15 protein-coding genes are annotated in these 16,040 nt (G+C 68.5%); 11 read left to right on the top strand and 4 right to left on the bottom strand.

The genetic code is table 11. The annotated features are described in order from the left end of the window. Positions 1–13 precede the first annotated feature (13 nt). The 3 genes from BFN33_RS02020 to BFN33_RS02010 all read left to right on the top strand — a co-directional run bounded on the left by BFN33_RS02020 (position 14) and on the right by BFN33_RS02010 (position 3,637). Complete coding sequence (locus BFN33_RS02020) at positions 14–952, top strand: VOC family protein (protein WP_069758085.1); 939 nt, start codon at positions 14–16, stop codon at positions 950–952. Between the two features lie 230 nt (positions 953–1,182). Then, the gene (locus BFN33_RS02015; RefSeq protein WP_069758084.1) at positions 1,183–2,139 is read left to right on the top strand and encodes a fumarylacetoacetate hydrolase family protein; all 957 of its coding nucleotides are present in this window, start codon (positions 1,183–1,185) and stop codon (positions 2,137–2,139) included. A 367-nt stretch (positions 2,140–2,506) separates the two neighbouring features. Then, positions 2,507–3,637 carry an MFS transporter gene (locus BFN33_RS02010; protein WP_256122596.1) on the top strand — a complete coding sequence of 377 codons (1,131 nt, stop codon included), beginning with the start codon at positions 2,507–2,509 and terminating at the stop codon, positions 3,635–3,637. A 158-nt stretch (positions 3,638–3,795) separates the two neighbouring features. On the opposite strand, the gene BFN33_RS52565 is transcribed toward BFN33_RS02010, so the two are convergent. Both BFN33_RS52565 and BFN33_RS02005 read right to left on the bottom strand, forming a co-directional pair. Further along, positions 3,796–4,029 (bottom strand): hypothetical protein, encoded by a 234-nt coding sequence (locus tag BFN33_RS52565; protein WP_141757930.1) that lies wholly within the window; start codon positions 4,027–4,029, stop codon positions 3,796–3,798. A gap of 580 nt (positions 4,030–4,609) precedes the next feature. Further along, complete coding sequence (locus BFN33_RS02005) at positions 4,610–5,833, bottom strand: acetyl-CoA C-acetyltransferase (protein WP_069758082.1); 1,224 nt, start codon at positions 5,831–5,833, stop codon at positions 4,610–4,612. A gap of 264 nt (positions 5,834–6,097) precedes the next feature. Here BFN33_RS02005 and BFN33_RS02000 point away from each other — a divergent pair, with 264 nt between their 5' ends. The 4 genes from BFN33_RS02000 to BFN33_RS01985 all read left to right on the top strand — a co-directional run bounded on the left by BFN33_RS02000 (position 6,098) and on the right by BFN33_RS01985 (position 10,177). Beyond that, entirely contained in the window at positions 6,098–6,967 is an 870-nt protein-coding gene (locus tag BFN33_RS02000) for an ABC transporter substrate-binding protein (RefSeq protein ID WP_069758081.1), read from the top strand. Beyond that, the gene (locus BFN33_RS01995; RefSeq protein ID WP_069758080.1) at positions 6,964–7,566 is read left to right on the top strand and encodes a PaaI family thioesterase; all 603 of its coding nucleotides are present in this window, start codon (positions 6,964–6,966) and stop codon (positions 7,564–7,566) included. Before BFN33_RS02000 ends, BFN33_RS01995 begins: the two co-directional genes overlap by 4 nt. A 95-nt stretch (positions 7,567–7,661) precedes the next feature. Further along, positions 7,662–9,197 (top strand): bifunctional 3-(3-hydroxy-phenyl)propionate/3-hydroxycinnamic acid hydroxylase, encoded by a 1,536-nt coding sequence (locus BFN33_RS01990; RefSeq protein ID WP_079140500.1) that lies wholly within the window; start codon positions 7,662–7,664, stop codon positions 9,195–9,197. Between the two features lie 41 nt (positions 9,198–9,238). After that, positions 9,239–10,177 carry a VOC family protein gene (locus tag BFN33_RS01985; RefSeq protein WP_062039220.1) on the top strand — a complete coding sequence of 313 codons (939 nt, stop codon included), beginning with the start codon at positions 9,239–9,241 and terminating at the stop codon, positions 10,175–10,177. A 45-nt stretch (positions 10,178–10,222) separates the two neighbouring features. Here the strand turns inward: BFN33_RS01985 and BFN33_RS01980 are convergent, their stop codons facing one another. Further along, on the bottom strand, positions 10,223–10,822 hold the full coding sequence (locus BFN33_RS01980) for a TetR/AcrR family transcriptional regulator (RefSeq protein ID WP_069758078.1): 600 nt from the start codon (positions 10,820–10,822) through the stop codon (positions 10,223–10,225). Between the two features lie 114 nt (positions 10,823–10,936). On the opposite strand from BFN33_RS01980, the gene BFN33_RS01975 reads away from it, so the two are divergent. Genes BFN33_RS01975 through BFN33_RS01960 form a run of 4 tightly spaced genes read left to right on the top strand, consistent with a single transcriptional unit; the run spans position 10,937 to position 15,453 of the window. After that, complete coding sequence (locus tag BFN33_RS01975; RefSeq protein ID WP_069758077.1) at positions 10,937–11,956, top strand: fumarylacetoacetate hydrolase family protein; 1,020 nt, start codon at positions 10,937–10,939, stop codon at positions 11,954–11,956. Positions 11,957–11,973: 17 nt separating this feature from the next. Further along, positions 11,974–12,552 carry a cupin domain-containing protein gene (locus BFN33_RS52985; protein ID WP_069758076.1) on the top strand — a complete coding sequence of 193 codons (579 nt, stop codon included), beginning with the start codon at positions 11,974–11,976 and terminating at the stop codon, positions 12,550–12,552. After that, positions 12,549–14,492: an acetoacetate--CoA ligase gene (locus BFN33_RS01965; RefSeq protein ID WP_069758075.1), complete on the top strand. Its 1,944-nt coding sequence runs from the start codon at positions 12,549–12,551 to the stop codon at positions 14,490–14,492. Before BFN33_RS52985 ends, BFN33_RS01965 begins: the two co-directional genes overlap by 4 nt. Before the next feature lie 7 nt (positions 14,493–14,499). After that, positions 14,500–15,453, top strand: coding sequence for a fumarylacetoacetate hydrolase family protein (locus BFN33_RS01960; protein ID WP_069758074.1), 954 nt, complete (start codon positions 14,500–14,502; stop codon positions 15,451–15,453). Positions 15,454–15,459: 6 nt separating this feature from the next. Here the strand turns inward: BFN33_RS01960 and BFN33_RS01955 are convergent, their stop codons facing one another. Continuing rightward, complete coding sequence (locus BFN33_RS01955) at positions 15,460–15,999, bottom strand: MarR family winged helix-turn-helix transcriptional regulator (RefSeq protein WP_256122593.1); 540 nt, start codon at positions 15,997–15,999, stop codon at positions 15,460–15,462. Positions 16,000–16,040: the final 41 nt, after the last annotated feature.

The following is a 16,040-nucleotide window of genomic DNA, read 5'->3' as shown; positions in this document are numbered from 1 at the left end:
AATGGAGTGCGTCATGCCTGAACGTCCGATCACTCATCTGCGGCACGTGGACATCGCGGTGCAGGACTACGAGAAGCAGGTCGCTTTCTACGAGGAAAAGTGGGGGCTGACCAAGGTCGGCACCGACGGTGACGTCACGTACTTCGCTGCTGAGGGTTCGCCGGAGCAGTACGTGATCCGTGTCCGCCGCTCCCAGGACAAGCGTCTGGACCTGGTGTCCTACGGCGCGGCCGACCGTGCGACGGTGGACGCTCTGGCCACGCGACTGGCCAGGGACGGCGTGAAACTGGTGGGAGGGCCGGACACGCTGCAGACGCCGGGCGGCGGCTACGGCTTCCGGTTCTTCGACGTCGAGGGGCGCACCATCGAGATCTCCACCGAGGTCGCCGCCCGCACCCACCGCAAGGTCGAGGAGCGCGAGGACATTCCCGTGCGGCTGTCGCATGTGGTCCTCAACTCGCCGGAACCGGAGCGACTGCAGGCCTTCTACGAGAAGTACCTGGACTTCCGGCTCACCGACACCAATGTGCATCCGAAGCTGGGCGGGATCATGTGGTTCATGCGGTGCAACCCGCAGCACCACAGCATGGCGATCGCCCGGTGCCCGCATGTCTCGCTGCACCACGCGTCGTTCGAGATGCGCGGGCTGGACGAGTACATGCGCGGCAGCGGCCGTCTCATGCGCGACGGAGTCCACAAGGTGTGGGGCCCGGGCCGGCACCGCGCGGGCGACAACACCTTCACGTACTTCCACGACCCCAACGGCAACACCATGGAGTACACCACGGAGCTGGAGACGCTGGACGAGGACACCTGGCATCCCCACCTCTACAGCACCGACGACCCGGAGACCTCGGACCAGTGGGGAACCTCCAACCCCATGAACGACTTCGTGTCCAGGGAGATGTTCAACGACCCCGACCGCGGACTGTTCATCGCACCCCCCGTATGAGACGAGGACGGGCCGCCCACGCGTCGGCAGTCCGCCCCGCCCCGCTGCCACGACAAGTCGCCGGCCTTCTACGGCACATGAGTACACAAGACGAGATCGAGCCCCCGGTCAGCCGCTCGCTCAAGCCGGCCTTCTGAGCGACGCCGCGGGCCCGGGGCCGCGGATGACGCCGAGCAGATTCCCGCCCGGCCGGTCCGCCCGCCATCACCAGAAATTTGAGGACACTACTTATGAGCAGCAGTACGCCCTTCTCGCTGGGAACGTTCGCCGAAGCGTCCGGCAGTCCGTTCCCCGGCATCGTCCTGGATGACAAGGTGTACGACACCCGGGCCGTTCTGCCCGAGGCCGCCACCACCCGGGACCTGCTCGCTGACTGGGAGGCGGCCCTCGACGCGCTGCAGGGTCTCGCCGACGCCCCCGTCGGCCCGGGGCTGCCGCTCGGTGACCTGCGGGTGCTGGCCCCGGTCCAGCTGCCGGGGCAGATCATCGCTGCCGGAGCCAACTATCGCGAGCACGTCATCCAGATCACGGTGGCGCACCGCCTGGGGAAGGCGGACGCCACCGAGGAGGAGTTGCGCGAGCAGGCTGCTCGGGAGATCGACGAGCGCCGGGCGAACGGTGAGCCGTATGTGTGGATCGGCGTTCCGTCAGCCATCAGCGGCCCTTACGACGACATCGTCCTGCCCTCCATCGGGGAGAACCACGACTGGGAACTCGAGCTGGGCGTGATCATCGGTCGCGAGGCGCGAGAGGTGAGCCATGACGAGGCACTGAACTACGTCGCCGGGTACACCATCTGCAACGACCTCACCACGCGCAGTCTGGTGCCCCGTCCGGAGATCCCCATGATGGGCACGGACTGGATGCGGTCGAAGAACCAGCCCGGCTTCTACCCCACGGGACCGTACGTCGTCCCGGCGCGGTTCGTGGCCGACCCGCACGATCTCGACATCACCCTGCGGCTCAACGGCAAGGTCATGCAGAAGGGCAACACGGGTGACATGGTCTTCGACATCCCCGCCCTCATCTCCTACGTCTCCCACCGGTTGGTCCTGCAGCCGGGCGACATGCTCATCACCGGCTCGCCGGAGGGCAATGGTTCCCACTACGGGCGGTTCCTGCGCGCCGGGGACGTGATGGAGAGCGAGATCTCCGGCCTCGGGTCGCAGCGCAACGTCTGCAGGTAGGCACGTTCGTTCCGTCCCTAGGGAACCGTCACCTGGTTGAGGGGACCGCAGGGACGGCCCTGCCTATGGAGGCCCGTCGCCGGAAACCCCGGCGAGGAGCCGGACCGTAGCGATTGCCGTGGGTGCCGCCGCGGTTGTCCGTCGACCGCGGCGGCACCCACGGACCACCTGATTCGGCCGACGTCGTCCGAAGACCTGCTCCCCCTGCGCGCCGGAACGGTGGCATGCCGGCTACCGGGACTGCCCCACGGTCTCAACTCCAAGGAGAATCATGTCTGTCGGTGTCAAGGCCGACTCGCTTCACCAGCACACGTCGCACAAGACGAGAGGGGTCACCGGGCTCCTGGCCACGGCCACGGGGCTGTGCGTGGCCAATCTCTACTACGGGCAACCGCTGCTCGACGCCATCGCGCGCGGGCTGCATACGTCCTCGTCCACGGCCGCACTCCTCATCACGCTGACGCAGGCGGGCTACGCGGTAGGACTGCTCCTTCTGCTGCCTCTGGGTGACCTCGTCGATCGAGCGAAGTTCGTGCCGTTGATGTCGCTGGCGACGGCCGTCGCCCTGGCGGCGATGGCGATCGCTCCTTCCGCCCCGCTCTTTCTGGCTGCCGCCGCCGTCGCCGGAGCAGGCGCCTCGACCGCACAGGTGCTGGTCCCGTTCGCCACCGAACTTGCGCCGGCGCATCATCGCGGCCGGGTCGTCGGCACGATGGCGATGGGGCTGCTGCTCGGCTCTGTGCTGGCCCGTACCGTGGCCGGTTACCTTGCCGACCTCGCCGGCTGGCGCACGGTCTACGGCGCTGCCGCCGTGGCCATGGGAGTGCTCGCCCTGGTCCTGCGGCTACGGATGCCCGTGGTGACGTCCTCCACGCGGATCGGCTACGGGGCGCTGCTGGCCTCCACTTTCCGCATCATCAGGCGGGAGCCGGTGCTTCGCGTGCGGATGGCGCTCGGTGGTCTCAGCTTCGCCGGGTTCTCGGTGCTGTGGACCGCCCTGACCATGCTGCTGAGCGGATCGCCTTACCACTACTCCATGGGAACCATCGGATTGTTCGGGCTGCTCGGAGTGGTAGGCAGTCTGGTGGCCCGACCGGTCGGATCACTCACAGACCGGGGACGTGGGGGCCTGCTGACCACCCTCAGTTGCCTGTTGCTCGCCCTGTCCTGGGTGGTCTTGTTCTTCGGCAACCACCACATCGCGCCGGTCATCATCGGAGCCGCGCTCTTCACTCTGGCAGTGCAAGGACTCCAGGTCGCCAATCAGAGCCGCATCTACCAGTTGGGCAGCGGTGCGCTGAGCCGCGTCAACTCTGCTTACATGACGGCATACTTCATCGGCGGAGCAGTGGGCTCCGGGCTCACGGGCGCGGTATACGGGACGGGAGCCTGGACCGGGGTGTGTGTGCTCGGCCTGACCCTCGGCGTGTTGACGGTGCTGGCTTGGGCGTTCGGCAGCCGCGCCGGCCGGCGGCGTCCTGCGCCGGCGCACACCTGACAGGCTCTGCGCCTTCGGAGGCCAGATGCGCCCGTCGCATGGGGCGCGGAGTCAATGCCCGTCGAGGTGCCGGTCTCGGCCGGGCTCGACACCGGGCCGGCGCGGCACTCACGAGTTCTCGGCGACCGTCGCTTCAGCGAGTGCGGAGATGATCCGGCTCACCTGCTTCGCGTAGTGGTCGATGAACTCCGGTGAGGCGTGGTTCTGTTGGGTGGTTCACGGGGGAGCCACGGCAAAGCCACCGGAGAGATCGAGGCGGCGAAGAAGACGAGGGCGAGGGCTCCGACGTCGAGATCACTGCGGAATTCACTGCGCACCTGTCGTTCCCGCATGTCCTCGATGCCCTTGAACAACTCGGCGACCCGCGCGTCCTCGGCAGCGGGCGGGCGCATGCCGGGGTCCTGGCGGGTCAGTGCGTGCACCCACGCCGGGTTCTCACATGCCCAGTGCGCGGAGCCTCGTGCGGCCTCCGCGAGCCTGCGAGTCCGAGTGACCTGGATGGACTCCTCGAGCCGTCGCTCCCTACTCGGCGTCGGCCACCACGAGGATGGCGCGTCGGGTACCTGCGGGATCGCGTTGGCGGTCCTGATCCCGGGGGCGCCTTCGGCACTGTCGCTTCCCGGAAGATGCTGCGGGCTTCGCTGAACTCGCCTCCTGCGCTGTCTCAGCGGCGACTCCGTCGGCCGGGCCGAATACCCTGTCCTCCACTCGATGCACCTCCTCGTAGCTGCCGCGGTCTTCGGAGTGGCCTTGCCGATGCGGCAGTCGTGGGCTGCACGCGGATCACGCTTCAGTCGACTTTCGGAGCCCACTCGGCTGCCCCGGGGAGCCGGTCCCGCCCGGAATCCGGGAGGGACTGGGCCGGTCAGTGCATCCCCCAGGCGCTCCCTTTCGAACTCCACGCGGGTCGCTGGGGCGGGTACGCCAAGCTGCGCCCGTTTGCGTCGGACTCCAGGTCCGCGAGGGGGCGATTCAGCTGAGGCGTTCCAGCACCACGGCCATGCCCTGTCCGCCTCCGACGCACATGGTCTCCACGCCCCACTGCGCGTCGCGCGTACGCAGACCGTTGATCAACGTGGTCATGATGCGGGCACCGGTCGCACCGAACGGATGCCCCAGCGCGATGGCCCCACCGTGCACGTTGAGCCTTTCCAGCGGGATGCGGAGTTCGCGCTGAGAGGCGATGACCTGAACGGCGAACGCCTCGTTCATCTCGAACAGGTCGATGTCCCCGATCGAAAGACCGGCGTGCGCGAGGGCCCGCCGTGTGGCCTCGACCGGTCCCAGGCCCATGATCTCCGGGGACAGGCCGGACACGCCGGTGGCCACGATCCTGGCGAGGGGAGTGATGCCGAGCTCGCGCGCCCTGACGTCGCTCATGATGACCACGGCGGCGGCTCCGTCGTTCAGCGGGCAGGAGTTTCCGGCGGTGACCGAGCCGCCTGGCCGGAAGGCAGGCTGGAGACCTTCCAGAGCCTCGTACGTGGTGCCGGGGCGCGGGCTGTCGTCGGTCGCGATCACCGTGCCGTCGGGCCTTCGGACAGGGGTGATCTCCCGGGCGTGGAACCCGGACTCGGCGGCCTCGGCGTACAGCTGCTGGCTGCGCAGGGCGTAGTGGTCCTGCTCCTGGCGGCTGATCTTGGAAAGGCCCGCGACGTTCTCCGCTGTCTGCCCCATCCCGATGTAGACGTCGGGCAGCAGGCCGTCGGAGCGGGGATCGGTCCACAGGCCGTTGGTTCGCGCGTCCTCCGCGGTGCGGTCCCTGGCCTGATCGAATGCCGGGTTCAAGACGTCGTCGGCATCCGCTCCGGTGGGCCCGAAGTGCTGATACCGGGAGACGCACTCGACACCCGCGCTGACGAAGACGTGGCCTTCTCCTGCCTTGATGGCGTGGAAGGCCATCCGGGCGGTCTGCAAGGAGGACGAGCAGAAGCGGTTGACCGTGGTGCCGGGCACCTCGTCCAGCCCCAGCTGTACGGCCACCCGCCGGGCGATGTTGGCGCCGTGCTCGCCGCTCGGCTCGGCGCAGCCGAGATGCAGGTCATCGATCTGTGTCGGGTCCAGTCCGGGTAGCTGGTCGAGGGCCGCGCGGACCGCCGTCACCGCGAGGTCGTCGGGGCGGACATCCTTCAGGGAACCCTTGAAAGCGCGCCCGATGGGCGTGCGGGCGGCAGCGACTACGACGGCTTCAGGCATGTCATGCACCTCTCAGGATGGCGAACGGGTGCGTGCGGGCAGGCCGGCATGAAGGCGGCTCTCCAGCGAGGAAGATACTGTACGGACCGTTTCGAATGGAAGCGTAGGCCGCTTCATTTCGCCAGGTCATCCGCGTTGGCACCCACTGCGCTGCGTGCGGACCCCAGCGTGCCCTGCATGAGAAAAGATTACCGGCTGCGATCCTAGACGTTCCGTTTCGATTGACCTACTGTGAGGCCACCTCGTGCAGAGAGGAGCACTCCAATGACGGCGTGCTTTCGACAGGCGGTCTTCGTTCCGCCACCCGTGTGTGTCGTTGCCCACGAGCTGGGTTTCTTCGCCCACGTCGGCCTAGAGGTCGAGACCGTGCTGATCGAGTCGTCGACGGACCAGCGTGACCGACTCCTGACCGGCGACGTCGATGCGGGCGTCACGGCCATCGACAACCTGATCGTGTGGAACTCCGGCGGAGGCGACCTCCGAGTCGTCGCCCAGATCGAGTCGACGACACCGCTCCGACTGGTCGCGCAGCCCTCGGTGACGAGGCTGGAAGACCTGCGGGGCGCAACGCTCGGCGTCGATGCGCCGGACAACGGCTTCGCCGTCCTGCTCCGTCATCTCCTCGGGCACCATGGTCTCCCGCCCGGCGCGTACGAGTTCGAGCCGGTGGGTGGGGTGCGCGAGCGCTTCGAGGCCCTGCGCTCACGGTCGATCGACGCGGCGTGGCTGGGGCCGCCGCTGGACGAAATGGCGCAACAGGAAGGGTTCGTCTCGCTGCTCGCGGTCGAGGACGAGGTGCCGGACTTCCCTGGGCAGGGTGTCGTGGCCGGCCCCGCGACGCGGCAGGCGGGGCGGGAAAAGCTCTCGCTCTATCTCACGGCCCTCGACGCGGCGCGGAAGTGGCTGCACGTCACTGAGGACGAACAGATCCTGGACGTGCTGACGAGAGGCGGCTATGGACCGGCCTCGGCGCGGGCCGCGCTGCGCACCCGCCCGGTTTCGCTGGCTCCTGCTCGTGCAGGTCTGGAGTGCGTCCTGACGATGCGCGACAAGCTCGGCATGATGCCCGACCGGGCGCCCGCTGCCGATGACCTGTACGACGGCCGCCCGCTCGGTCTGGAGCTGCGTCCATGACGCCCGACCCGTTCACGTCCGACGGCCGTCGCGATGACGCGGAGCGCGTCACGGACGGGCAGGTGGCGAAGAGCGTGCGCCAACTGCTCAGCGAGGACCGTACCTGTGAACTCCTCGGAATACAGGTCGAGTCGGCCGCCGACGGGCGGGCGCGCGCACGGATGCGGGTCCGGCCGGACATGGTCAACGGGCACGCGATCGTGCACGGAGGCCTGGTGTTCGCTTTGGCCGACACCACCTTCGCCTGTGCCGTCAACAGCTACGGCCCGCCGGTCGTCACGGCGAGCGCGGACATCACCTTCCGACGCCCCGGCCACCTCGGTGACGACCTGATCGCCGAAGCGGTGACCCGCTCCCGGCAGGGCCGCTCAGTGATCTGCGAGGTCACGGTGCGGCGCGGTGACGAGGTCATCGTCGAGTTCAGCGGGCGGGGGGCGCAGATCGCCCTAAGGGACGGTGCGCCGTCGGCGGGGAGCAATCCGGTCCCGGGCCGCCCGTCCGGACGAGCCGGCCATGAGGAGCACCGCGCCCGTCCGTCGGGCGCGGACAGCGAGGCCGTGGACGGACCCGCCGTGCCAGGGCACACGCCGGGCCGCTAGAGCCGCGGACGCCGAGCGCCCAGGGCGTCCGGCGGACGCGCGGGTGCAGAGATCAAACGGTACTTCCAAGTACCCGAGCCGCAAATGGAGTTCAGGTGTCACAGGACTGCGAAGTCATCGTTGTGGGTGGTGGACCCGTCGGGGTGATGGCCCTTGCCTTGCTGGGCCATGCCGGTGTGCGGGCCGTGGGGATCGAACGCGAGCCCGAACTGTGGGAACAGGCGCGGGCCGTGCACTTCGACGGTGAGACGGTGCGTTCCTTCCAGTCCATGGGGCTGGGGGAGGAACTCTCCGCCCGGATCAAGCCGATGTGCGACTACCGCATGGAGAACGAGGCCGGCGAGACTCTGGTGGCCCATGCCACGGGGCAGATGGGACCCCAGGCATGGCACTCGGAGGTCCTGTTCCACCAGCCTGAGATCGACGCGCTGCTGCGCGCCGAAGTCGAGCGGCTCGCCGATGTGGAACTCCGGCTCGGTACGACGCTGCTGGACATCCAGCAAGGTGACGGCTCAGTGCACTGCACCGTCCGTACACCGGACGGGACGACGCAGACGCTCACCGCGCGTTGGGTCATCGCCTGTGACGGTGCCACCTCGACCGTCAGGCGCACGCTCGGGATAACCGGCGAGAACCTCGGCACCGACGATCCGTGGCTCGTCGTCGACGGACACCTGCGCGGGACGGCGGGCATCAAGGGCGACATGGTCTTCCTCGGCCGGCACACCCGTCCCGCGCTCTGGATCAGGCTCCCCGGTGACCGGGTACGCATGGAGTTCAAAGTCCTCCCCGAGGACGACCGGGAGGAGATCGCCACACCGGCGGGCATCGCCCGGTTGAGCCGAGGGGTTCTGTCACCGCAGAACTTCGAACCCGACCGCGTCGCCGTTTACACCTTCCGCGCGCGGTTGGCCACGTCGTGGCGGGTCGGCAACGTGTTCCTCGCGGGCGATGCCGCTCACCTGGCTCCTCCGCTGTTCGGCCAGGGGCTGTGCGCCGGCCTGCGTGACGTGGCCAACCTGGTGTGGAAGATCCGGCTCGTCTCGCGTGGCAGAGCTTCCGAGTCCCTGCTCGACACCTACGAGTCCGAACGCAAGGACCACGCCAGGTACTGGGTCCAGCAGGCGGCGACGATGGCCGGTCTCGTCCAGACCACCGACCCCGTGATGGCCGCCCGGCGGGATGCGCACATCCGTGCCAACCCGGCCGACGGCTACCCGCCGGCACCCGCCCTGGGCCCGGGTGCGCACACGGGCTCGGCCGACCCGCACGCCGGACGTATTTCGATGCAGCCGATGCTGCCCGACGGGACACGGCTCGACGACCTGGTGGGACGCCGGTTCCTGCTCGCGGCCACGCCCGAACTGACGGCCGGACTGCCCGATTCCGTACGCAAGGCGCTGGAGGAGGAGCCCGAGGTGGCCGTACTGACCTCCCCGCAGCACGTCGGCCAACTGCTGACCTCGGTCGAGGCGCCTGCCGTCCTGGTCCGTCCCGACCGCTATGTGCTCGGGACGGCACACACCCCCGAAGGACTCGAAGCGCTGCTGCGACTCCTGCCTCTCGCAGTCGCCCCGGAACCCCGGCGCGAGATGAGTCCGCCGCAGCAGGAGAACATCCCGCAGGCCTGACGCCGCGCGTGCACACACTGTTTCACCCACAGGAGTTCACCATGCACGACCAACCCATCACCCACCTTCGGCACGTCGACATCGCCGTTCAGGACTACGACAAGCAGGTCGCCTTCTACGAGCAGCAGTGGGGGCTGACCAAGACCGGCACCGACGGCGATGTCACGTACTTCGCCGCCGAGGGTTCGCCCGAGCAGTACGTCGTCCGCGTCCGCCGCTCCCAGGACAAGCGCCTCGACCTGGTCTCCTTCGGCGCCGCCGACCGCGCTGCGGTGGACGGCCTCGCCACCCGCCTCGCCACCGACGGCGTGAAGCTGGTCAGCGAGCCGGACACGCTCCAGACGCCCGGCGGCGGCTACGGCTTCCGGTTCTTCGACGTCGAGGGGCGCACCGTAGAGATCTCCGCGGAGGTCGCCGCCCGTACCCACCGCAAGGTCGAGGAGCGCGAGGACATCCCGGTGCGGCTGTCCCACGTCGTCCTCAATTCCCCCGAGCCCGAGCGCATGATGGCCTTCTACGAGAAGTACCTGGACTTTCGGCTCACCGACACCAACGTGCACCCGCAGCTCGGCGGGATCATGTGGTTCCTGCGCTGCAACCCGCAGCACCACAGCATCGCGATCGCCCGCTGTCCCCATGTCTCGCTGCACCACGCGTCGTTCGAGATGCGCGGCCTGGAAGAGTACATGCGCGGCAGTGGCCGCCTGATGCGCGACGGAGTCCACAAGGTGTGGGGCCCGGGCCGGCACCGCGCCGGCGACAACACCTTCACGTACTTCCACGACCCCAACGGCAACACCATGGAGTACACCACGGAGTTGGAGATCCTCGACGAGGACACCTGGCATCCCCACCTCTACAGCACCGACGACCCGGAGACCTCGGACGTGTGGGGGACGTCCAACCCGATGAACGAGTTCGTGTCCAAGGAGATGTTCAACGACCCCGACCGGGGATTGTTCATCCCACCGCCGGTGTGACCCGCTGCCTCCTGAGGCGCACTCGAAACGCCGCCGGGGGAGGGGTCAGGATTGCCCGTCCGGCGACGGGTGCGCTTCCAGACCGCGGATCCCCAGTTCCACGAGCTGTTCCGCGAGCGCGTCGTCGAGCGGGCTGACGCCGAACAGGAGATGGAAGTAGACCGGTGCGTAGAACAACTGGGCTGCCGACTTCGGATCGAGGTCGGACCGGAAGACGCCTTCGTCGATTCCCCTGCGCATCAGTTTCTCGACGGCCGCGGCGCGCTCCTGCCAGAAGCGCTCGCGGAAGTTGGCCATCGTCTCGGGGTCGTACTGTCCCTCGGCGATGATCTGGGCGACGAGTTTGCCCTGAGGGCCGGCGTAGCGGGAGATCAGCGACTTGAGGTGGGCCAGGAGGGCGTCGCGCACCGGCACCCCTTCGGGGATGCGGGTGTGCGTCAGGTGGTTCTCCATGAAGGCGTCGATGACGACCGCGGCCTTGTTCGGCCACCACCGGTAGATCGTCGCCTTGCTGACCTTGGCCCGCTTGGCGATCGCCTCCATGGTCAGCTTCTGCACCGTGGTGGCGCGTCGGCCGTCGCGCACAAGGAGGTCCATGGTCGCGTCGAGGATCGCGCGACGACTCAATTCGCTTCGTACAGCCACGGAGTCAAGTTAACCCACGCACGGCCTCATTCCCCAATGTCAGCGCAGGATCGACAAGGGGACAAGCCTGCCATACGATACGAAACGTTTCGAATAGATGAAGGAGTTGCACACATGAAGCTCGGTCGGATCTCAGTACCTTCCCCCGACGGTGACCAGATCAGGATCGTCGCCGCGCGACCCGACGAGGGCAGGGTCATCGACCTGGCCAGGGCCTACGCCCTGGGCAGGCAGGCCGAGGGCGCGACGCCGGACGCGGCCCGCCGACTGGCCGCGGCCCACTTCCCGTCGAGCATGGCCGCCGCCATCGCCGCCGGGCCGGCCTTCCTCGACGCCGCCCACCGCGCCGTGGGCGGGGCCGCCGATGACGCCTCGCTGCCCATCGAGGGCCTGTCCTGGGTGGCGGCCGTCGACCCGCCGGTCATCCGCGACGGACTGACCTTCCCGGCGCACATGAAGGGGTTCCACGAGAGGGTGGGCGGCGGACTGCCCAACCCTCAACTGTTCAAGACGCCCGGCTACTTCAAGGGATCCACCGGAGTGGTCTACGGCCACGACGAGGAGGTCCCCTACCCGAGCTACTCCGAATACGTCGACTACGAACTCGAGATGGGCCTCATCGTCGGAGCCGCGGGCAGCAACCTGACCCCCGACGGCGCCCGCGCCCACCTGTTCGGCGTCACGATCTTCAACGACTTCAGCGCGCGCGACATCCAGGGCTACGAGATGGCCATGAGCATGGGCCCGCAGAAGTGCAAGGACTACGCGTACGGCATCGGTCCCTGGATCACGACCGTCGACGAGCTGCCCTCCACCGACGGACTCAAGGGCGTCGTCCGCGTCAACGGTGAGGTCTGGAGTGAGACCGTCGCCGAGGGAATGATCTACACGCCGGAAGAAATGCTCGCCTACGTCTCCATCAACGACAGGCTTCAGCCCGGAGACCTCATCGGCTCCGGCACCCTGCCCAACGGCTCCGGCCTGGAGATCGACCGGCGGCTGTCGCTCGGAGACGTCATCGAACTCGAACTGGAAGGCGTCGGTGTCCTGCGCAACCGACTGAGCGCCGAGCCGGACAAGGCCCCCTGGTGGCCCGAGCCCCGCCCGTACCCCTTCGGTACGCCGGCGAACTGACGACGGGACCGACAGAGATGACCCACCCGCACGCCATCAAGCCGATACGCCGCATCGTCACCGGCCACACCGCCGACGGCCGCTCCACCGTCATCAGCGACGGCCCGGCTCCCAACGTCTTCGTGTCCGACTCCATCAAAGGATTCGGCGCGATCGTCCCCTGGCAGACCGAACCGGGCGATGTCAGCAACGACGGCAACCTGGACGCCGCCTCCGCCGACGTCCAGGTGCCTATGCACCCCAAGCCCGGCGGAACGGTCTTCCGGATCGCGAGCTTCCCGCCCGACACCGCCTACACCGACGCCGCCGCCGACTCCCTCTTCGACGACATCGACGGCGAACACGCCCGCGACGCCGCCCAACACACCGTCGGCGGCCGCCACTTCTGGTTCCACCGCACCGACAGCCTGGACTACGCCCTTGTCCTCGAGGGTGAGATATGGCTGCTGACGGACGAGGGAGAGACCCTCGCCAGAGCCGGTGACGTGATCATCCAGCGAGGCACCAGCCACTCCTGGTCCAACCGCAGTGACACGACCTGCCGCGTGGCCTTCGTCCTCATCGGCGCCCTGCCCGTCGACACCGCCGTCTCATGAGCACCGCACAGGACATCCTGTGGACGCCCAGCAGTGCCCGGCAGGACGGCAGCGAACTCGCTCGCTACCGCCGGGGGCTGAAGGACTACGACGGCGGTGCCGACTACCTCGATCTCTGGCGCTGGTCGACGCGAGACCTGGGCCGGTTCTGGGAGTCCGTCGCCGAGTTCGAGGACGTACGACTCGGTGGTACCCCGACCGGTCCGGTGGCTCCGCGGGAGATGCCCGCAGGTACGTGGTTTCCCGGCCGTACCGTGAACTACGCCGAGCATGTGCTGCGCCGCTGCCCGGACGAGGCACTCGTCGTCGTGGACGACGACGGCACGTCCCACACGCTCTCGCGAACCGAACTCCGCAGCCAGGTCGCCGCCGTCTCCGCCGCGCTGCGCCGGATGGGTGTGGCCCACGGCGACCGGGTGGCCGCCGTCCTGCCCAACCGCGCGGAGGCCGTCGTAGGGCTCCTCGCCTGCGCGGCGGTAGGGGCCGTCTGGTCGGTCTGCTCCCCGGAGTTCGGAGCGGACGGGGTGACCTCCCGGTTCGCCCAGCTGGAGCCCAAGGTGCTGCTGCTCACGGACGGCTACCACTACGGCGGACGGACGCACGAACGCACGGACGAGATGCGCACCCTGCTCGACCGGCTGCCGTCGGTGGAGCACGTGCTCTGGGTCGATCACCTCCACCCCGGAAGCCTGCCCACGGCCGACCGCCCCGTGTCGCTCTGGGGCACGGTTGCCGCGGGAGGAGGCGAGCCGGAGTTCGACGAGCTGCCCTTCGACCACCCGCTGTGGGTGCTGTTCTCATCCGGCACCACCGGGGCACCCAAGGGCATCGTGCACGGCCACGGAGGTGTCCTCCTGGAACACCTCAAGGTCCTACGGCTGCACTCGGACCTACGGGCCGGTGACCGCTATCTCACCGTCGCCAGCACCAGCTGGGTGGTGTGGAACATGCTGGTCTCCGGGCTCGCGGTCGGAGCCACGATCGTTCTGCTGGACGGGAACCCGGTCCGCCCCGACCTGGGGCGCGTCTTCCGCGTCGCCGACGAACACGACGTCGACACGCTCGGTGTCAGCGCCGGCTACCTGCACGCCTGCCTCAAGGCCGGCCTCAACCCTGGAACCGGGGCGCTGCGGACGGTGCAGGTGACCGGATCACCGCTGTCCACCGACGGCTTCCGCTGGGTCTACGACCGGCTCGGCAACGTGTGGCTGACGTCCATGAGCGGCGGCACCGACGTGTGCTCGATCTTCGTCGGCGGAGCCCCCACGCTGCCCGTCCGCGTGGGCCGCATCCAGGCGCCCGCCCTGGGCGTTTCCGTCGAAGCGTGGGACGAGGACGGCAAGCCCGTGGTCGGCAAGCGCGGCGAGCTGGTGATCACGCAGCCGATGCCCTCGATGCCGCTCCGCTTCTGGAACGACTCCGACGGCCGGCGCTACCGGCAGAGCTACTTCTCCGTGTATGACGGAGCCTGGCGGCACGGGGACTTCATCGAGTTCGAGCCCGACGGCAGCAGTGTGATCCACGGCCGCTCGGACTCCACCCTGAACCGGCAGGGCGTGCGCATGGGTCCCGCGGACATCTACCGGGTCGTCGAGGCGCTGCCCGAGGTGCGCGAAGCCCTCGTCGTAGGCGCCGAACTGGGTGAAGACGCCTACTACATGCCACTGTTCGTCGCCCTCCAGGAGAACGCCGACCCCGAAGCGGTGACGCAGCGCATCAACCAGGTGATCCGGGAAGAGCTGTCACCGCGCCACGTGCCCGACGAGGTCGTGCCGATGCGCGCGATCCCGCACACCCGCACCGGAAAGAAGATCGAGGTGCCGGTCAAGCGCCTGCTGCAGGGAGCTTCCCTGAACGACGTCGTCGACCTGGGCGCGGTGGACGACAGCGCACTGCTCCAGGAGTACGCGGAGTTCGCCCACACCCGCCGGAAAGCATGAGGAAACCATGAGCCAGACCCCCTTCTCGCTGGGAACGTTCGCTGACGGACCGTCCGGTCCGTTCCCCGGCATCGTCGTGAACGACAGGGTGTACGACACCCGGACCGTCCTGCCCGCAGCCACGACCACATCGCTCCTGCTCGCCGACTGGGACACATCGCTGGACGCGCTCCAGTCCCTCGCCGACGCACCCGAGGGCGAAGGGCGGCCGGTCGGGGAGCTCACTGTGCTCGCCCCGGTCCAGCCACCGGGCCAGATCTTCGGCGCCGGGGCCAACTACCGCGAGCACGTCATCCAGATCACCGTGGCGCACCGCCTGGGCAAGGCGGACGCCACCGAGGAGGAGCTGCGCGAGCAGGCCGCCCGGGAGATGGACGAGCGTGCCGCGCACGGCGAGCCCTACGTGTGGGTGGGCGTCCCGTCCGCGATCAGCGGCCCGTACGACGACGTGGTCCTGCCCTCCCTCGGTGAGAACCATGACTGGGAACTCGAGCTGGGCGTGATCATCGGACGCGAGACGCGCGAGGTGAGCCGTGACGAGGCACTGGACCACGTCGCCGGGTACACCATCTGCAACGACCTGACGACGCGCAGCCTGGTGCCCCGGCCGGAGATCCCGATGATGGGCACCGACTGGATGCGGGCGAAGAACCAGCCCACGTTCTACCCCACGGGCCCCTACCTCGTGCCGGCACGCTTCGTGCCCGACCCGCAGGACCTGGACATCACGCTCCGGCTCAACGGCAAGGTCATGCAGAAGGGCAACACCAACGACATGATCTTCGGGATCGCGGCCCTCATCTCCTACATCTCGCACCGGGTGACGCTGCAGCCGGGCGACATGATCATCACTGGTTCTCCGCAGGGCAACGGCTCGCACTACGGCCGGTTCCTGCAGGCGGGCGACGTGATGGACAGCGAGATCACCGGACTCGGCACGCAGCGAAACCTCTGCAGGTAGCAGCCGTCACGTTCGTTGCTTGACCTCGGAGTGCAGCGAGTGGGTGGTCAGCTTCTCCAGCAGTGAGATCAGCGTCCGCTGCTCGTCCGAGCTGAGCGAGCCCGCCCACTCCCGTTCACGTTCGTTGTGCGCCTGGAAAGCCGTGGTGATCGCCTGCAGACCACTTTCGGTGAGGCTGAGGTTGACCGCGCGTCCGTCGTGCGGGGCACGCGCCCTGGTGACCAGACCGTCCCGCTCCAGCGTGTTCACCAGCGCCGACACGGCCGCGCGACTCATGCCGGACAGCTCCGCGACCTTCTTCGCCTCGACGGGGCTCGACAGCCAGATCGCGAACAGCACACGGAAGCCGGGCCACGACCATCCGCGAGGTCGGTGGACGGTTGATTCCAGGTCGTAGACCAGCATGTTCGCGGCCCGGTGGAGGGTGAGCACCAACCGCATCGCCAGCGGATCGACGCCGGGGAGCTCACGGCTCGCGCGGCTGATCGCATGATCGATGAACGACCAGAAATGCAGGTCCTCGTTGTCCGAGTGCTCGTGGTCCACACCAGGAGTGTAGGCCGGACGGCCGCTCATCCTCCGGCCCA

Source organism: Streptomyces sp. LUP47B, from assembly GCF_001746295.1.
GTDB lineage: Bacteria > Actinomycetota > Actinomycetes > Streptomycetales > Streptomycetaceae > Streptomyces.
The sequence above is the reverse complement of the archived record's forward strand: the minus strand, read 5'-3'. Positions and strand labels throughout refer to the sequence as shown.